This window comes from Sporosarcina soli (assembly GCF_042655805.1).
Lineage (GTDB): Bacteria > Bacillota > Bacilli > Bacillales_A > Planococcaceae > Sporosarcina > Sporosarcina soli.
The window spans coordinates 362,222-379,213 of record NZ_JBHSNO010000016.1 but is presented as its reverse complement, the minus strand read 5'-3'; the positions used below and the strand labels follow the sequence as shown (position 1 = coordinate 379,213).

General features: G+C 40.6%; 16 protein-coding genes. 14 read left to right on the top strand and 2 right to left on the bottom strand.

The window, feature by feature from the left end:
- Positions 1 to 10: 10 nt before the first annotated feature.
- The 9 genes from ACFPRA_RS22500 to ftsX all read left to right on the top strand — a co-directional run bounded on the left by ACFPRA_RS22500 (position 11) and on the right by ftsX (position 8,763).
- Positions 11 to 688, top strand: coding sequence for a response regulator transcription factor (locus ACFPRA_RS22500; RefSeq protein ID WP_381439726.1), 678 nt, complete (start codon positions 11 to 13; stop codon positions 686 to 688).
- A 14-nt stretch (positions 689 to 702) separates the two neighbouring features.
- Entirely contained in the window at positions 703 to 1,626 is a 924-nt protein-coding gene (locus ACFPRA_RS22495; RefSeq protein WP_381439723.1) for a F510_1955 family glycosylhydrolase, read from the top strand.
- 22 nt (positions 1,627 to 1,648) lie between these two features.
- On the top strand, positions 1,649 to 2,383 hold the full coding sequence (locus ACFPRA_RS22490; protein WP_381439719.1) for an urease accessory protein UreH domain-containing protein: 735 nt from the start codon (positions 1,649 to 1,651) through the stop codon (positions 2,381 to 2,383).
- 78 nt (positions 2,384 to 2,461) lie between these two features.
- Complete coding sequence (locus ACFPRA_RS22485) at positions 2,462 to 3,172, top strand: cytochrome c biogenesis CcdA family protein (protein ID WP_381439717.1); 711 nt, start codon at positions 2,462 to 2,464, stop codon at positions 3,170 to 3,172.
- A gap of 192 nt (positions 3,173 to 3,364) precedes the next feature.
- Complete coding sequence (resB, locus tag ACFPRA_RS22480; RefSeq protein WP_381439715.1) at positions 3,365 to 5,014, top strand: cytochrome c biogenesis protein ResB; 1,650 nt, start codon at positions 3,365 to 3,367, stop codon at positions 5,012 to 5,014.
- Positions 5,014 to 6,198, top strand: coding sequence for a c-type cytochrome biogenesis protein CcsB (ccsB, locus tag ACFPRA_RS22475; protein ID WP_381439711.1), 1,185 nt, complete (start codon positions 5,014 to 5,016; stop codon positions 6,196 to 6,198). The genes resB and ccsB overlap by 1 nt, the downstream gene beginning before the upstream one ends.
- A gap of 36 nt (positions 6,199 to 6,234) precedes the next feature.
- Positions 6,235 to 7,044: a prolipoprotein diacylglyceryl transferase gene (gene lgt / locus ACFPRA_RS22470; protein ID WP_381439709.1), complete on the top strand. Its 810-nt coding sequence runs from the start codon at positions 6,235 to 6,237 to the stop codon at positions 7,042 to 7,044.
- 158 nt (positions 7,045 to 7,202) lie between these two features.
- The gene (ftsE, locus tag ACFPRA_RS22465; RefSeq protein ID WP_381439706.1) at positions 7,203 to 7,889 is read left to right on the top strand and encodes a cell division ATP-binding protein FtsE; all 687 of its coding nucleotides are present in this window, start codon (positions 7,203 to 7,205) and stop codon (positions 7,887 to 7,889) included.
- On the top strand, positions 7,879 to 8,763 hold the full coding sequence (ftsX, locus tag ACFPRA_RS22460; RefSeq protein WP_381439704.1) for a permease-like cell division protein FtsX: 885 nt from the start codon (positions 7,879 to 7,881) through the stop codon (positions 8,761 to 8,763). Before ftsE ends, ftsX begins: the two co-directional genes overlap by 11 nt.
- A gap of 352 nt (positions 8,764 to 9,115) precedes the next feature.
- Here ftsX and ACFPRA_RS22455 read toward each other — a convergent pair whose 3' ends face one another.
- Together ACFPRA_RS22455 and ACFPRA_RS22450 are read right to left on the bottom strand one after the other, a co-directional pair.
- On the bottom strand, positions 9,116 to 9,499 hold the full coding sequence (locus ACFPRA_RS22455; protein WP_381439701.1) for a DUF302 domain-containing protein: 384 nt from the start codon (positions 9,497 to 9,499) through the stop codon (positions 9,116 to 9,118).
- Between the two features lie 158 nt (positions 9,500 to 9,657).
- Positions 9,658 to 11,712: a copper-translocating P-type ATPase gene (locus ACFPRA_RS22450; RefSeq protein WP_381439699.1), complete on the bottom strand. Its 2,055-nt coding sequence runs from the start codon at positions 11,710 to 11,712 to the stop codon at positions 9,658 to 9,660.
- Positions 11,713 to 11,941: 229 nt separating this feature from the next.
- Here ACFPRA_RS22450 and ACFPRA_RS22445 point away from each other — a divergent pair, with 229 nt between their 5' ends.
- From ACFPRA_RS22445 to ACFPRA_RS22425, 5 genes are all read left to right on the top strand, one after another.
- Positions 11,942 to 12,865: a plastocyanin/azurin family copper-binding protein gene (locus tag ACFPRA_RS22445; RefSeq protein WP_381439697.1), complete on the top strand. Its 924-nt coding sequence runs from the start codon at positions 11,942 to 11,944 to the stop codon at positions 12,863 to 12,865.
- 277 nt (positions 12,866 to 13,142) lie between these two features.
- Positions 13,143 to 14,186: a C40 family peptidase gene (locus ACFPRA_RS22440; RefSeq protein WP_381439694.1), complete on the top strand. Its 1,044-nt coding sequence runs from the start codon at positions 13,143 to 13,145 to the stop codon at positions 14,184 to 14,186.
- A 209-nt stretch (positions 14,187 to 14,395) separates the two neighbouring features.
- Positions 14,396 to 14,815 (top strand): BlaI/MecI/CopY family transcriptional regulator, encoded by a 420-nt coding sequence (locus tag ACFPRA_RS22435; protein WP_381439692.1) that lies wholly within the window; start codon positions 14,396 to 14,398, stop codon positions 14,813 to 14,815.
- On the top strand, positions 14,812 to 15,669 hold the full coding sequence (locus ACFPRA_RS22430) for a M56 family metallopeptidase (protein ID WP_381439690.1): 858 nt from the start codon (positions 14,812 to 14,814) through the stop codon (positions 15,667 to 15,669). The genes ACFPRA_RS22435 and ACFPRA_RS22430 overlap by 4 nt, the downstream gene beginning before the upstream one ends.
- A gap of 334 nt (positions 15,670 to 16,003) precedes the next feature.
- The gene (locus tag ACFPRA_RS22425; protein ID WP_381439688.1) at positions 16,004 to 16,912 is read left to right on the top strand and encodes an NAD(P)/FAD-dependent oxidoreductase; all 909 of its coding nucleotides are present in this window, start codon (positions 16,004 to 16,006) and stop codon (positions 16,910 to 16,912) included.
- Positions 16,913 to 16,992 lie beyond the last annotated feature (80 nt).

The following is a 16,992-nucleotide window of genomic DNA, read 5'->3' as shown; positions in this document are numbered from 1 at the left end:
AGCTGAACGAATGCGAACAATCTTGCTTGTTGACGACGAGCTCAGGATGCTCGATTTATTGGAGTTGTTTTTGAAGCCTCATGGGTTCAAATGTATAAAAGCGGAAAACGGAAAAAAGGGACTGGAAATAGTAGAACAAGAAAAGGTCAGTCTTGTTTTATTAGACGTGATGATGCCTGATATGGATGGTTGGGAAGTGTGTAAGAAAATACGAGAACTGTCAGCGGTCCCGGTGATTATGCTAACTGCGAGGTCAGATAAGGCAGACCTTGTAAAAGGGCTTGACTTTGGAGCGGATGATTATATCACGAAGCCTTTTGATGAGAGTGAACTTTTGGCGAGGGTGAATGCATTGCTACGCCGCACTGCAAATGATGAAGCAAATAATGGCAATGTTTTACATGGCGACTTCATATTGAACCGGGATTCTTATTCGTTACATTTCAAAGACGTAGAAGTACAACTGACCTTGAAAGAATTTTACATTATTGAAGCGTTAATTACTCATCCGAAAAGGACATTTAAACGGGAACAGCTTTTGCGAACGGCATGGGATTATAATACTTTCACGGATATCCGAACAGTGGACTCGCATATCCGTAATTTAAGGGAGAAATTGAAAACTGCGGGATTCCCCATTCAAGATTTCCTACTTACGGTGTGGGGAATCGGATATAAGTGGAACTAAAGGAGATAAATTTGATGAAGAAGATAGCGCTATTTACCGGAGTTTTGAGTTTAATGACTGTATTGTCAGCTTGTAACGGGGATAAAGATACAAACTACTCTTTTGATGAATTGAAAAATAGTAAAATTGAACACCTTCATGGCCTGGGCTATATAAATGGTGGTCCGCAAGTAGTTATTTCAACACACGAAGGGCTCTATGCCCATGATAAAGATGGATGGAAAGAAGCGAACAGTGAAAAACATGATTATATGGGTTTCCAAGCGGTACGTGAAGGCTTCTTTTCAAGCGGCCATCCAGAGCCTGGATCAAAACTTGAAAATCCACTTGGGCTTGTGAAAAGTACAGATCGTGGTGCTAGCTTTGAAAAATTGGCATTTTACGGCGAAATAGATTTTCACTATCTTGCAGCTGGTTATGAGTCAAATGCAATTTATGCATTAAATGAAATGCCGACAAAAGAGTTACCGGCTGGCCTTCAATATTCCCTAGATGAGGGTGAATCATGGAAGGAAGCCCCCATGAATGGATTTGACTCCGAGTTCATTTCTAATTTAGCTGTCCATCCTTCTCGCGAAGAAATGATTGCAATCGGTAGTAAAGATGGATTATTTCTCTCGGAGGATTATGGCGAAAACTTTGCTCCCTTTAATGAAGCGGGAATGGTTACATTTGTGACGTTGACTGAAACAGGAGGATTGTATGCAAGTTTCGAAAACGACACTGTCAAGCTCACATCGTTTGTTTTCGACGATAAAAAGGAAGTAGAAATTCAGCTGCTAAAAAATCAGGAAACCAATCCGATCGTTTTTATTGCGGTTAATCCTGATGATCAAAAGGAAATTGTCATTGCCACATTCGAAAACGATATTTATATGACAAATGATGAAGGGGCTAATTGGGAAACGCTTGCTGAAAATGGAGAATTACTAAAATAACAGTTTGGATGGTGTTTCATGTATGTATGGATTTCTGTCGCAAATTAGCCAACTAATTACAGAGCCAGTTACAATCCTTATGAACTCATTCGCAGATTACCCACTCATAGTTGCATTATTGTTGGGAGTAGTTGGCGCTGTTACACCTTGTCAATTGACAGGGAATATGAGCGCCATCACTCTATATGGCAATCGGACGATTCAATTGAAGACGGATTGGCTCGAAATCGCTTCTTTCATCGCAGGAAAAGTTGTCGTTTTCAGTGCGTTTGGTCTTTTGGCATGGGGGTTCGGTCAAACATTTGAAACAAAGATGACGGAATACTTCCCTATATTCCGTAAAGCGATTGGTCCGCTCATCGTGTTTACGGGACTTGTCTTGCTCGGTATTTTGAAACTGAAATTCTTTCAACGCATGACTATGCATATACCGGTGCGAATGCGTGAAGGGAAAATTGGTTCATTTCTTCTAGGAGCTAGTTTTTCACTCGCTTTTTGTCCGACAATGTTTGTTCTATTTTTCGTTTGGCTTATGCCAATCGTATCGACAACTTCGTACGGTCTTGCACTCCCCGCAGTCTTTGGAATCGCAACATCATTTCCCCTCCTTCTTCTGTTCCTGCTCATTTGGGTTTTTGAAAAAGATCGCCGGATTATGAGGAAAAGCATGAAAATCGGTAGGGTTATTCAACGGTTTGCGGGATTGATTCTTGTGATGATTGGAATTCTTGATACGGTCACTTATTGGGGGATTTAATCTATTTGAATTGAATGCTTCCGTTATAAACGGAACAATCAATGCTGTTTTATTGTGCAACAGAAGGAGTGTTCAAACATGTTCACTGATCTGAATCTAGTACTCGCATTCGGAGCTGGTCTTCTCAACTTCATCTCACCCTGTACACTACCGCTCTATCCGGCTTTCATTTCTTACATTACAGGGATGTCACTTGATGAATTGAAATCCGACAAAGTGAAGGTCCGGAAAAGCGGAATCGTACATACAATTTTATTCTTAATCGGGTTTTCAATCATTTTCATTTTTCTTGGATTTAGTTCTTCGTTAGTTGGGACTTTCTTTATTCAATACCAAGATCTCCTTCGCCAGATTGGTGCCATTTTCATCTTTATCTTTGGTTTGATGATCATCGGTCTTTTTAACCCGAAATTTCTTATGAAGGAGAAAAAACTGCAATTTAAAAACCGTCCAGCAGGCTATTTTGGTACATTTCTTATCGGGCTTGCTTTCGCGGCGGGATGGACACCGTGTACCGGTCCAATTACAGGGGCCGTTTTCATGCTTGCTTCCCAAAATCCGGGTTCGGGCGTCTGGTATATGCTGGCTTATGTTCTCGGATTTGCGATTCCATTTTTCCTTCTCTCCATTTTCATTACACGGGTTAAATGGATCCAAAAATATAGCCGAACAATTACGAAAGTCGGTGGCTATCTCATGATTGCACTTGGGGTTCTACTTTTCTTCGATGGATTGACGTACATTATTATTTGGCTTAGTCCGTTTTTCGGAGGGTTCATGGGGTTCTAACATTAATTGGTAAAGCTTTTCTTGTTCGATTATTAATTCGACGAGGTACATAGGTCTATTTGAATGTCCAATCGTCAACAAATCGATACGATTGTCGGTTCAGCAGTGAAGTCAGGCCGATTTGAATGTTCGATCTTCAAACCAAATTGTATATCGGACAACTATCTAAAATCTAGTAAGGAGTATAGATAAATGAGTAAAATCAAATGCCAATGTGGTCATGAAAACCCATTTGGCACGGTTCTTTGCGAGCAATGTGGACGACCTCAAACGGAAGAGGCGAAGAAAAGCAAACTGATCGACATGCGTTATGAAGGATCAGCAAGAAGATCACAAACCTATAAACGGTCAATTGTTGATAAGATATGGAATTTCTTTTCGAGTGTGAAGGTAGGCATCAATATTATTATCGCCGTCCTTGCGACATCAGCAATTGGAACAATTTTCCCGCAAAAGCTATTTGTTCCGGCAGTTACTGAAGCAGATATCTTAGCATATTACGAAAAACATTATGGTTTTGCAGGAACCCTCTATTACAAGCTTGGATTTTATGACATGTACAATAGCTGGTGGTTCATAACGTTGATTGGGATGCTTGGTACATCCATCATTATTGCCAGTATTGATCGGGTTGTTCCTCTCTATAAATCGTTGAAAAAACAACGTACGAAACGGCATACTTCATTTTTAAAAAAGCAAAGAATCTATGCCGAAGGTCCAGTAGCTGACTCAAATAGTTCACTTGCTAAAGCGGAAGAGAAGCTTAAAGAGCTCCGTTACAATGTTAAGACGGAAGAGGGAGCGCTACTTGCGGAGAAAGGTCGTTTTTCTAGATGGGGTCCATACGTCAATCATACGGGATTGATCATTTTCTTGTTTGGAGTTCTATTACGGGGACTTCCCGGTTTTTATGTTGATGAATCAATTTGGCTCCGAGAAGGAGAGACGCGCGCCATCCCAGGTGCCCCAGGCTATTATTTGAAAAACAATGAATTCCATATTGAAACTTACTCGAAAGAAGACGATGCGGCATTTGGACAGGCAATAGACCGTGTCGGAACAATCGTTAAAAATTATCAATCAGATGTGACCTTATATAAAGACGCGGAAGGCGGTCTTCCAGGTCAGTCAGAGCAGATGGAATTTGTGAAAGATTATTCAATTATCGTCAATAAGCCACTTAACTTTGAAGGATTCAATGTTTTCCAAATGGACTACCGTCTCGATGAATTAAAATCGATGACGTTCCATTTAACAGAAAAGGCGACGAACAAGTCATTTGGTGAATTTACAGTTGATCTTCACAACCCAGAGCGTGTGTACGAACTAAGTGAAGGTGCAATTGTGGAACTGAAAGATTTTTACCCAGATTTTGATGGGATTGAAAACGGGGAACCGATATCAAAATCGCCGATACCGAACAATCCAGCATTCATTTTCCAAATGGCGACTCCAGCCAAACCGGACGGGGAAATGAGTTTTGTCGCGATTCGCCAGACGCTGGAAACGGAAGTGAATGACTACAAAGTGAATTTCATCAGTGCTGAAACACGGGATATTACCGGTCTTGTAGTGCGGAAGGACAAAACGCTGTATATATTGCTAGTCGGGGGCATTATCTTCATGATCGGGGTTGCACAAGGCTCCTATTGGAACCATCGAAGAATATGGATTCAAAGAGGAGAAGGGAATGAACTTGTCCTTGCAGGTCATACGAATAAAAACTGGTTCGGTCTAAAAAAGGAGCTTGATAAAGTGAAAGTCTATGCGAACTTGCCACAATATGAAGACAGGCAAGACGCTGAATCTAGCACGGAAGAGATGAAAGGAGACAAATACTAATGCAATTAGCGTCTTTGAGTGCGAATTTATTGTTCGTCTCATTTGTCGCATATCTTGTCGCGACGCTGTTCTTTGGCGGAGCGGTAAAGGGTGCAAAATCACAAGAGGCCTATGAAAATAATCGATGGGGAAAGATTGCGATCGTTATTACGATCATCGGATTCATTACCCATCTGGGGTACTTTGTCACACGATGGATCGCTTCTGCCCATGTGCCAGTCAGTAATATGTTCGAATTTATGACTGCATTTGCGATGATGATTGTTGGGGCATTCATCCTGTTGTTTTTCCTGTACCGAACACCTTCACTTGGCTTGTTTGCGCTACCACTTGCGGTAGTGATTATTGGGTATGCGAGTATGTTCCCGAGAGAACTCACGCCGCTAATCCCGGCGCTGAAAAGCTACTGGTTGACGATTCACGTCATTACAGCGGCGATCGGTGAGGCTATTCTCGCAATCAGTGCGGTTGCAGGTCTTGTTTTTCTGTTGAAAAATATCGACTTGAAGAAAAAGTCGAAGCAGCGGTTTTGGTTGGAATCGGTTATGTTCACACTTGTTCTAGTGATCGGTTTCGTTTTGTCTTCCTCGACTTTTGCGATTATGGGTTATGAAGCAAAATTCACCTATATTAATAAAAATGAACAACTTGCACAAATTGTTTATCATTATCCGCCATTATTCGGGATGAATGAGTATGAAGCGCTTACGCCCGATAGGATGACACCTCTTGCTGAAATGCCTGCAATCGTCAATGCAAAGACGCTAACGACGTTTGTATGGTCTGTTGCAACAGGAATCGTACTTTATGTGTTGCTTAGACTTATTTTACGCCGTCCCATCGCCGCATTATTTCAGCCGTTAGCGAAGAAGGCTAATTCCCAAGTGATGGACGAAATTGGTTATAGGTCCGTCCTAATCGGATTTCCGGTATTTACCCTCGGAGCACTCATTTTCGCCATGATTTGGGCACATGAAGCATGGTCAAGATTTTGGGGGTGGGACCCGAAAGAAGTATGGGCGCTTATTACATGGTTATTCTATGCAGCGTATCTTCACTTACGGCTTTCTCGAGGATGGGAAGGCGAAAAATCGGCATGGCTTGCAGTCATTGGTTTCATCATCATCATGTTTAACTTGATTGCAGTTAACCTGATTATTGCGGGCTTGCATTCTTACGCGTAAGTCCAAAAAACAAACCGGGAGGAGAGAGGTTGATATATGGTTAATCTACTTACAATAAATCCTGTTGCATTTTCACTTGGTCCTATTGAGGTCCGTTGGTATGGGATTCTAATCGCACTAGGCATTGTCCTCGCATTCATTGTCGTCCAGAAGGAGATGGTGAAGCGGGGGATGCATCCTGATTTTCTGACTGATCTACTGATTTGGGCGGTTCCGATTTCAATTATAAGCGCTCGTATCTATTATGTCATTTTCAGTTGGGATTATTATCAAGAAAATCCAGGAGAAATCATTCGAATTTGGGAAGGTGGTATCGCTATCCACGGTGCACTAATCGGCGGATTTATTACGACATATGTGTATACGAAACGCCGAGGCATTTCATTCTGGAAAACGGTTGACATTGCTGCGGCCGGTCTACTGATCGGTCAGATCATCGGGCGTTGGGGAAACTTCATGAACCAAGAGGCGCATGGAGGACCTGTTTCGGAGAAGTTCTTGGAGACAACAATTATCCCCGATTGGATCATGAATCAAATGACAATCGAAGGGGTGACGTATCATCCGACATTCCTTTACGAATCATCGTGGAACATCGTTGGATTGATCATCATTATCTTGTTGCGGAGAGTCAACTTGAAGCGTGGCGAAATGTTCTTGTTTTACCTCGTATGGTATTCTGTCGGACGGTTCTTCATCGAAGGGATGAGGACGGATAGTTTATATGTCATCGGTGAACTACGAGCGGCGCAGCTTGTTTCTATCACAACGATAATCGTAGCAGTAATTATTTTTATCATTAGGCGTTTTGTCCGAAAATTGGACGTGAATTATAAGGATGTATAAAAAGGGCATCGGAAAATGTAATCAGTTTAAAATGCTAGCACAGGAGTGTAGATGACGTTGTCCTTTGTAAATTGATTTCCGCAACATAGAGAGCATTATAACGACCAATCTGGAAGGGGAAAATATATGAAAGATATGAAGTTACAGGCGGTTTTAACATGATTGAAATGAAAAACGTATACAAGAAATACCCGAATGGTGTCGTAGCTGCGAATGGCCTTGATATTAAGATTGACAGCGGAGAATTCGTCTATGTGGTTGGACCAAGTGGCGCAGGAAAGTCCACATTTATCAAAATGATGTATCGTGAAGAGGTTCCAACTAGCGGTGAAATTACAATCAATGGCATGAATCTTGCTCGCTTACAAAAAAAGCGTATTCCTTATTTACGCAGGCAAGTAGGCGTTGTTTTTCAAGACTTTAAATTGTTACCGAGACTGAATGTATACGAAAATGTAGCATTTGCTCTGGAAGTTATTGAAGAGCCACCGAAAAAAATTAAAAATAAGGTGAATGATGTCCTAGCGCTTGTCGGGCTAACGCAAAAAGCGAGGATGTTCCCGGACGAGCTGTCGGGTGGTGAGCAACAACGTGTTTCCATCGCGAGATCGATAGTGAATGTTCCAAAAGTCGTCATTGCAGATGAACCGACAGGTAACCTTGATCCTGAAACTTCATGGGAGATTATGAGGATCTTCGAACAGATTAACACTCGTGGTACGACGATCGTCATGGCCACCCATAACAAGGAAATCGTTAATGCGATAAGGCGTCGTGTAATAGCGATTGAAGGCGGACTAATCACTCGTGATGAATACGGAGGGGAGTACGGCTATGAAAGCTAGAACGCTTGGTCGACATTTCCGTGAAAGTTTCAAAAGCCTTCGCCGAAACAGTTGGATGACTTTCGCATCAGTGAGTGCAGTTACCGTAACACTTTTGCTTGTCGGTGTATTCGTCGTCATCATGATGAATCTAAATCAGTTAGCGGACAGTATCGAAAATGATGTCGAAATTAAAGTAATCGCGGATCCTGCTGCAAGCAAGGAGAACGTCGAGGAGTTGCAGCAAACAGTCCGTTCAACGCAAGGCGTCTTAGATGTCGTCTATTCATCGAGGGATGAGGAACTAGATAAGATGATCAAATCATTCGGGGAAGAGCTTCGTTTGTATGAGCAAGCCAACCCTCTTGGCGACGTATTGTATGTGAAGGCGAAGGATCCGCAACAGACAGTGACCGTCGCCAAGAAAATAGATACATATGATTATACATTTGATGTCGTATACGGTGAAGGGAAAGTGGAAAAACTGTTCAAAGTTTTGAACACTAGCCGAAACATCGGACTTGTGCTTATTTTGGCGCTTTTGTTCACCGCGATGTTTCTCATTTCAAATACGATTCGCATTACGATTGTTGCAAGAGGAAGAGAAATTGAAATTATGAAATTGGTAGGGGCGACGAATAATTTTGTCAGGATCCCATTCTTGCTGGAAGGAATCTGGCTTGGTATTTTAGGTGCGCTCTTTCCAATGTTCATCATTTCCATTTCTTATTACAACCTATACGAACAATTGGAACCAAAACTACAAGGTGAACTATTTCAATTGCTGAATACGACACCATTTATATATCAATTGAATGGACTGATACTATTTATGGGGATCTTTATCGGCATTTGGGGGAGTTTTATGTCTGTGCGTAAATTTCTTAAAGTATAATCAGACGGCGGTTGTAGAAGAACCGTACTATAAATCTTATCCATTTTACTAAGTAGAATAGGAGCTTCAGCAAGTCCAGTAGATGGCATGGAGGAGGGTGAATATACCTGTTTAAAAGTCAGGATGCTTTGTCTAACATACTTCTTTTTTCTTTCTTTAGGGTCGCATGAAGAGACCTGCGGAAGGCATAATCACTACACGCAGTGAATGCCCATCCTACAAAAAAACGGATGGGCACCTCTTTTGACATTTGCTAATAGCTAACGTTTTCACTTCTTATTTCTTGGCATCACCTTCAGCTATACACTGCCTTTAAAAAGGGTCTTTATCAGGCGGATGTTTAGCTCTGTTTTTAAATTGCCTTGTCAATAGAAGAAATCAGCCGATGTTCAATATCTTCAGCAATTGCCTGGATTTTATCATTCTGGATCATCTGAATTAGTGATGTTGGTTTTGGTAAACCAATTTTCGTTGTTCCTTTGTCTTCATAGATGACAATCTTACATGGCAGAAAGTATCCGACAAGTAAATTCTCGGACAGTACCCGATGCGCTTCTTGGGGATTACATACCTCAAGTACCCTGTAGGGTGTATCAAAATCCACCCCTTTTTCCTTTAACTTCGATTTCAAATCAAAGTTCCACAAAACACCGAAGTTTTCCTCTTTCAAACATTCTTCTACAGCTTGAACAGCTTCATCGATATTTTTGGATGTTTCAACAGTATAATCAAACATATTATCTACCTCCTCCGAATTAAAAATCTTTCTTAGAGTATCCTTTCGAAACTAATCTAAACTAAATTTTTAGGATCTGCGGCAAAGGAAGCGTCAAATAATACTATTTATTTTTTGGTGGGTATTTGTATATGACGAAATTAGTTTTTATATGGTTATCAGAGTTTCAAAAAACGAGCATTAATTGCAACGATAACTGTGCTTAATGACATTAAGATTGCACCGACTGCCGGGCTAAGCACTATCCCGAATTTATATAGAGCGCCAGCAGCCAATGGGATTGCAAGAATGTTATATCCAGCAGCCCACCAAAGGTTTTGGGTCATTTTGCGATAGGTAGCCCTCGATAGCTTTATAATATTTACAACATCAAGGGGGTTGCTTTTGACAAGAACGACATCGGCCGTTTCGATGGCCACATCAGTTCCAGCACCTACAGCAATACCTAGATCTGCTTTTGCAAGGGCGGGGGCATCGTTTACCCCATCTCCAGTCATAGCAGTTCGAAGACGCTCAACTTTTTGAATATGTTCGATTTTTTCGGATTTCTCATGTGGAAGGACTTCAGCGAAAATTTCTTCCATTCCGAGTTGCCCACCTACGTAATGTGCCACTTTTACATTATCGCCCGTAAGCATAATTGATTTGACATTCATTTCTTTTAACTTGTTGACGGCATCTACCGCTGTTTCACGGACGATATCCGCAAGGGCGATCATCCCGGCAAGTTTTCTGTCAATCAACGTGAATACGACTGTTTTTCCTTCCGAAGACCACTTATCGAATTGAACGTTATCAAATTTGAGGTTCAACTCTTTCACATAACCAGGACTGACAACCATGACCTGCTTTCCATCTACAGTACCTTCAAGCCCTTTTCCGGTCAATGATTGGAAATTTTCCACTCGTTGAAGTGAGATACCCATCTCTTCCGCTTCTCTGGTGACACCTTTCGCAAGAGGGTGTTGGGATTGTGCTTCGACTGCGGCTGCATAGGAAATAACATCTTCTTTACTAAAGTCTCCAGATGTGTTGATGTTTGTTACACCGAACTCACCTTTTGTAAGTGTACCGGTCTTATCGAAAACGACAGCTTCTATATTTCGGGCACCTTCAAAAGCGGCCCGATTTCGTATGAGAAGACCATTTTTCGCCGCAATGGATGTTGAAACGGCTACAACCAATGGAGCTGCTAAACCTAAAGCATGTGGACACGCTATAATCAGAACCGTCACCATTCTTTCCATGGCGAATGAAACGGGATAGCCAAGGGAAACCCAAATAATGAAAGTTATCAGGCCTGCTGCCAGCGCACCATAAAACAACCACTTTGCAGCCCGGTTGGCAAGATCCTGGGCTCGTGATTTAGATTCTTGTGCTTCCTTAACTAAGGTAATCACTTGCGAAAGGTACGTTTCACTACCGGTTTTCATGACAGAAATGACTAGGGAACCTTCACCGTTAATCGATCCACCAATTGCTTCCAAGCCTGCTTCTTTTTCAATAGGAACCGATTCGCCTGTCAGCATCGACTCGTCAATTGTTGATTTTCCTTCAAGTATTTTTCCATCTACAGGTACCTTTTCGCCAGGTTTAACAAGTACACGATCACCATGTTTCAACTCCGTTACGTCAACTTCTTTAATAGTTCCATCATTATCGATGAGATGCGCTTCAGAAGGCATCATCTTGGCTAGCTCTTCCAAAGCTTTTGAAGCACCCATCACAGAACGCATTTCAATCCAGTGACCAAGTAACATGATGTCTACAAGTGTAGCCAGTTCCCAGAAGAAATCATTTTCTGCGAGGCCGAATACGGAAGCAGTGCTATACACATAAGCAACGATAATAGCCAATGAAATCAATGTCATCATACCGGGATTTCTATTTTTCAACTCATCCTTTGCACCCGTAAGGAAAGGCCACCCCCCGTAAAAGAATACGAAGGTGGATAGCGCGAATAGAATATACATATCCCCAGTAAAGCGCCAGTCAACACCGAGGAACATTTGAATCATTGGCGAAAGGATTAAAATAGGAATTGTTACAATTAGTGAAATGTAAAATCGCTTTTTGAAATCCTCGACCATATGTGCATGGTGATCATGATGCCCTTCATGGGAATCATGTGTTTCCTGATGATGATGATGCTCATGCTCTTCTGTTGTAATCGGTTTTTCCGGTTCATGGTGATGATGTGAATGATTTGACATATAATTAACCCCTTTCTCAATTATCCAATTATAGGTATATCTTGAGTGTACCCTTTAAATATGCATTAATTATGCAAAAGTTCTGTTTTACCGATGCCGAAGAAACACAAGATTATTTTTAAGTACGATTCATGAAGAGTTTTCACGATACATACCCTTATATGGTATATAACCTTTATATGCAATATGGAAACATAATCATGATTTCAGTTGAAAAGGTGGGGGTTGAATGGGGAACTATCCATTGTTTGTACTAGGTTCACTTGGCTTGTTAACAGTTATAGTCGTTATATTAGCGGTGAACTGGAAAAAAACTTTTCGAACGATGCAAGGAATGATGATTTCAATGTTCTTCGGGATGAATGTCGGATTGACTGCTGGCATTCTATTAGGTGTAACTTTTCAAGGTAACCTATTTCTTTCAACGATGCTTTCGATGGCTATTGGCATACTTGCGGGTTTATTATGTGGATTATGTTTTGGAATTCTCCCGGTATTAGAAGGAGTAATGGCTGGGTTAATGGGCGGTATGATGGGGGCAATGGTTGGCGAAATGATCCGTGTAGATCAGTCGATTAGTTTGATACAGCTATTTTTATTTCTATCTCTTTGTACAATTTTTATCATGGCTATTTTGAAAACACCACGAAATTCGAGGATACATAGTAAAAAGTGGCTATTAAAACCTGTTTTACTTTCGGGTGTCATTGTTGCTTATATAATTGGTGGTAACTCATTTGTCAAAAGTTATGGAAATCTAATAGAATTAGAGCCGTCAAATAGTCATCATTCAGTGACAGCTACACCAAATGAAAATCTCGATAGTGGAAGGCAACTGATTGCGCTAGAAACCGCTAATATGAAGTACTCCACAAATGAAATAATCGTTGAGAAAGACAAAAAAGTCAATTTGACGCTCACGAATCTAGATCAGGTCGTGCATGACATTGAAATCAAGGTTCCATCCCTTCCAATTGATAATGGATCCGAGCATAATCATGGAACAGGAAATAATGTGATCCATCTCCATGCCTCACCAAAAAGTACAGAGACCTTAACATTCACCCCGACTGAATCAGGCGTCTATGAATTCATTTGTACAGTTCCTGGACATAAGGAATCTGGTATGGTGGGCAAGTTCATTGTAAGTTAAATGAAATAAAAATTTGCAAGTTCCAGCACACAGGAACATAGAAAAAATCGCTTAGATTATGAATCTAGGCGATTTTTTCTGTTTTGCGGGTAAAGATGCAAGGTGAATTGCTAAAACAGTGCACGAATTCTCCACAAATAATCCTTAGTTTTGTCATGCGAATGTATTGGAATTGTAAAACGAAAAACTTAGTGATTATGCTAAAGTTATACAGGAAGTGATAAATAAAGATGTCGAACAAAGAAAAAAGACATCAATAAAACAGTTGGGGTGGAAAATGAGAAGTCGAATTATTCAACTACTAGTGGCTGTGTTTTTGATTAGTGTAATACCATTTATATCGTCAACTAAAGTGAGTGCGGCAAGTTCGGATGAAATTGCAACCTTTGCGGAGAAGCTTTATGGCACACCTTATAAATTCGGTGGGACGACTACATCTGGATTTGATTGTTCAGGGTATATTAGATACGTCTTTGATAATTTCAACATTAGCTTACCAAGAACATCAGCAGATCAGTTCAAAGTGGGGACTACAGTTAGCAAGGACAAGCTCCAACCTGGAGATCTCGTATTCTTCGCAAACACTTACAAAAAAGGTATTTCCCATACTGGAATTTATTTGGGGGATGGCGAGTTCATATCTGCGAAAAGCCGTGGGGTCTTGAAAGCGAATCTAGAGACGGATCCTTACTGGGCACCAAAGTATGCGGGAGCGAAACGAGTATCGAATGTTACTGTAGCTTTTGACCCTGTACAGGTAAAACCTGCTGAACAGATGAGTGAAGAATTTAAAGATCTATCAATAAAACATCCTGCCTTTGAGGCAATCATTGCACTTAATGAAATCGGTGTTATAAAAGGCTACGAAAACTCTACATTCAAACCAGAAAAATCAATTACGCGTGGACAAGCTGCCGCGATGATAAACCGTGAGCTTAAATTGAAAGCATCGACCGGAGCAACATTTAAGGACGTCGCTCCCAATCATCAATTTGCTGGAGACATTGCAGCATTAAATGAAGCAGGAATCATGAAAGGCTATGAAACAGGTGAATTTGGCGTTAATGATAAACTTACACGTGCTCACCTAGCGGCCATTGTTGATCGTGCATTCGGGCTTCAAGAGAAAATGGATGGGAAAGCAAAAATCGCATCTAATTATAATGACGTCCCAACAAGTCACTGGGCCTCAGAAGCAATTCTTGCATTGAAATCACTTGATGAGACGAAAGTATTTCAGACACCGGGGTTTAACCTAGGAAAAGAAGCAACGCGTGCAGAATTCGCCGCGGCTGTATTCACCGCAATATCATACAAATAAGTTTTACTACGGTCTTGGGCGTACATCTAATATAAATGATGTACGCTCATTTTATGTTTCAACTTTAAAAACAGGTAAGGGAAGTAGTCTTCGGTATCTTCTAGGTATTCTTTCCTTCTTACGCTTTTTCGTACCCACACATGGCTGAAATCCGGAAAAGTGTTGTATACTACATTATAGTAGTATTATTTTTGAATGGAGGGATTTCATTGTTGGAAGATCAAGAAACATTAATAAACGATCTACTGGGTCCGCTGGAACGAAAAGTCATGAATATAATTTGGGAGGGATCAGACCTTTCTGTTCAGGACGTTGTAGAACAGTTAAATGAAAACCAAGATGATCAAAAGGAATATGCCTATACGACCATCATGACAGTGATGAGTCGTTTAGTAGAAAAAGGTGTACTTAAAAAGGAAAAGTCAGGACGGAAATACCTATATCAGGCGGTGTTTCAGAAAGATGAATATATAAAACATAAATCGGATCAAGCCGTCAAAGGTTTACTAAACCGCTTTGGGGATGTTGCGATTTCACGTTTTGTTGACACGGTCGGTTCAGATCCAGAACAGTTGAATAAATTAAAACAATTTATCGAGCAATTGGATCGAGGTGAACATAAGAAATGACATCAAACTTTGGAAAACTTATGATCCTTTCTTCTATTGTGATTGGATTGATGATATATCCTATGGCAAGCCAAGCCTTGATGAAATTTTTCTCAGGTGTTTTAAAAAGCCATGGTTTTACATTTCCACTTGATCAAGGAATGTCGTTAACCTTATTCCCATTGATTTTTATTATGATCGTACTGTTTTTCCTGTTTTTTACCAAGCTTTTTGGGGTCGCGATAAAGACTAATAAATGGCTTTCCAAGACGATGATGGCTGTAATTCAGTATGACCATCCCGCTATAGACCGGTTTATTGCGGAAAGAAAGGTGAATGTGCAAGTCGTCAAAGATCATCGGCCTTTAGCCTGTTCTTACGGGTTCTTAAATTCCAAAATCCTCATTAGTACTGGTTTAATTGATCTCATTGATGATGATGAGCTGATATCTGTATTGGAACATGAATATTGGCACTGTCAGAACAAGGATCCGTTGAAGATGTTACTTTCCTATGCCATTACAGATGCCTTGTTTTTTATACCAGTTTTGAGACAGTTCCGTGATCGCTATTTTTTGGAAAAGGAATTAAATGCGGATCGTCTTGCGATCGCGTCTGTTGGAGTGCGCCCAGTGGTCTCAGCTTTATATAAGATCATGATGGCTGATGATTCCGGAAATCCGAAACAGATGGCTGTAGGACTAAATGAAATGGGAGCGGCCCGCATTGAGGCGTTGGTTTCGGGTCGGGTTATTAAAAAACAAATTTCGGCATGGCATTGGGTATTGTCAGGGTTTAGCATGATGGTTATTGTCATGCTTATTGTGAATTTCTTCTCCTCCATGACGTTCATTCCAATGATGATGAATCATTAATTTGACAGAAAGCCGCCCAACTACTACAATTGTGTAGTAGTTAGGTGGCTTTAGTTAGAGTGAATAGATGATGCGCATGTTTAGTAACGGTTTTGGCATGGAAGGAGGTATGTGGTTTGCTGATAACTTTTAGATTTTAATTCGGGCAGCCATCATTTAGTTGTTTGGGAATTCGTTCTAAAGAACTTTTAATCCGTGACGAAGATGTTTAAGGATTACTCGATTTTAACAGTGGTACCAATGTCTAATAGGGGTTTTGAGAAAAGTATGATGAAGACAAGTTATTCCCAATAGCCCCTTGGGATATAAATATTAATTAGAGAGGTTGATTTGTATGATGCTCGATTGCGCAATCATTGGTGGAGGACCTGGCGGTTTAAATGCTGCATTGGTTTTGGGAAGAGCAAGAAGAAAAGTCATTGTGTTTGATAATAATAAACCAAGAAATGCTGTAACACGTGTATCACACGGCTTTATTACAAGAGATGGAGTCAGTTTAAATGAATTCAGGGAAATGGCCCACAATGAGATTGAGCAGTATCCTTCAGTTAAAATTGAAAACAAAAATATTACTGGTATCCAAAAAGAAGCACATTCATTTTATATTACAACTGAAGACGATCAAGTATTTCAAGCAAAGAAAATCATTTTGGCCACAGGTTTAAAAGAAGAATTTCCACCAGTAAACGGAATCGAAAAATTTTATGGGAAAAGCCTTTTCAGTTGTCCCTATTGCGATGGCTGGGAGTTGAGAGATACTCCTCTGATTTTTATTTCGGAAACCCCGAATACCCAGTTTATGTCAAAGATATATTTCAACTGGAGTAAGGACTTGATTGTCTGTACGAATGGCAAAGAAGTTATGAATTCAGAACAAATTAAGGAATTACAGAATTATGGTATTAAGGTATATACGCAAAAGATCCAATCCCTTTTGGGTGATAATGGGAATTTGAGGGGCCTGATTTTAGAAGATGGCACTGAGCTAGAAAGACAAGCGGGATTTATAATGCCCAAATTAAGTCAAGCATCTTTATTCCACAAGTCATTAGGGTGCAATACAAATGATATGGGCGCAATTATTACTGATGACTTTGGCAGAACAAACATTTCAGGTGTTTATGCGGGAGGAGATTCGGCAGTAATTGCCCCTACACAACTAGTTATAGCAGCAGGTGAAGGAAGTAGAGCTGCAATTGGTGTAAATCAGGATCTAACAAAAGATGAGTTTGAAACAAATTAACAGAATTAAAAACAGCCGGATCCCTAAACACAAGGAACCGGCTTGATATCTATCATTGAAGAGTGACGCAGTTAGGAGGA

Bases quoted from the DNA above. Each gene is read 5' to 3' on its own strand.
- ACFPRA_RS22500 (WP_381439726.1), top strand. From the start codon at position 11: ATGCGAACAATCTTGCTTGTTGACGACGAGCTCAGGATGCTCGATTTA.
- ACFPRA_RS22495 (WP_381439723.1), top strand. From the start codon at position 703: ATGAAGAAGATAGCGCTATTTACCGGAGTTTTGAGTTTAATGACTGTA.
- ACFPRA_RS22490 (WP_381439719.1), top strand. From the start codon at position 1,649: ATGTATGGATTTCTGTCGCAAATTAGCCAACTAATTACAGAGCCAGTT.
- ACFPRA_RS22485 (WP_381439717.1), top strand. From the start codon at position 2,462: ATGTTCACTGATCTGAATCTAGTACTCGCATTCGGAGCTGGTCTTCTC.
- resB (WP_381439715.1), top strand. From the start codon at position 3,365: ATGAGTAAAATCAAATGCCAATGTGGTCATGAAAACCCATTTGGCACG.
- ccsB (WP_381439711.1), top strand. From the start codon at position 5,014: ATGCAATTAGCGTCTTTGAGTGCGAATTTATTGTTCGTCTCATTTGTC.
- lgt (WP_381439709.1), top strand. From the start codon at position 6,235: ATGGTTAATCTACTTACAATAAATCCTGTTGCATTTTCACTTGGTCCT.
- ftsE (WP_381439706.1), top strand. From the start codon at position 7,203: ATGATTGAAATGAAAAACGTATACAAGAAATACCCGAATGGTGTCGTA.
- ftsX (WP_381439704.1), top strand. From the start codon at position 7,879: ATGAAAGCTAGAACGCTTGGTCGACATTTCCGTGAAAGTTTCAAAAGC.
- ACFPRA_RS22455 (WP_381439701.1), bottom strand. From the start codon at position 9,499: ATGTTTGATTATACTGTTGAAACATCCAAAAATATCGATGAAGCTGTT.
- ACFPRA_RS22450 (WP_381439699.1), bottom strand. From the start codon at position 11,712: ATGTCAAATCATTCACATCATCACCATGAACCGGAAAAACCGATTACA.
- ACFPRA_RS22445 (WP_381439697.1), top strand. From the start codon at position 11,942: ATGGGGAACTATCCATTGTTTGTACTAGGTTCACTTGGCTTGTTAACA.
- ACFPRA_RS22440 (WP_381439694.1), top strand. From the start codon at position 13,143: ATGAGAAGTCGAATTATTCAACTACTAGTGGCTGTGTTTTTGATTAGT.
- ACFPRA_RS22430 (WP_381439690.1), top strand. From the start codon at position 14,812: ATGACATCAAACTTTGGAAAACTTATGATCCTTTCTTCTATTGTGATT.
- ACFPRA_RS22425 (WP_381439688.1), top strand. From the start codon at position 16,004: ATGATGCTCGATTGCGCAATCATTGGTGGAGGACCTGGCGGTTTAAAT.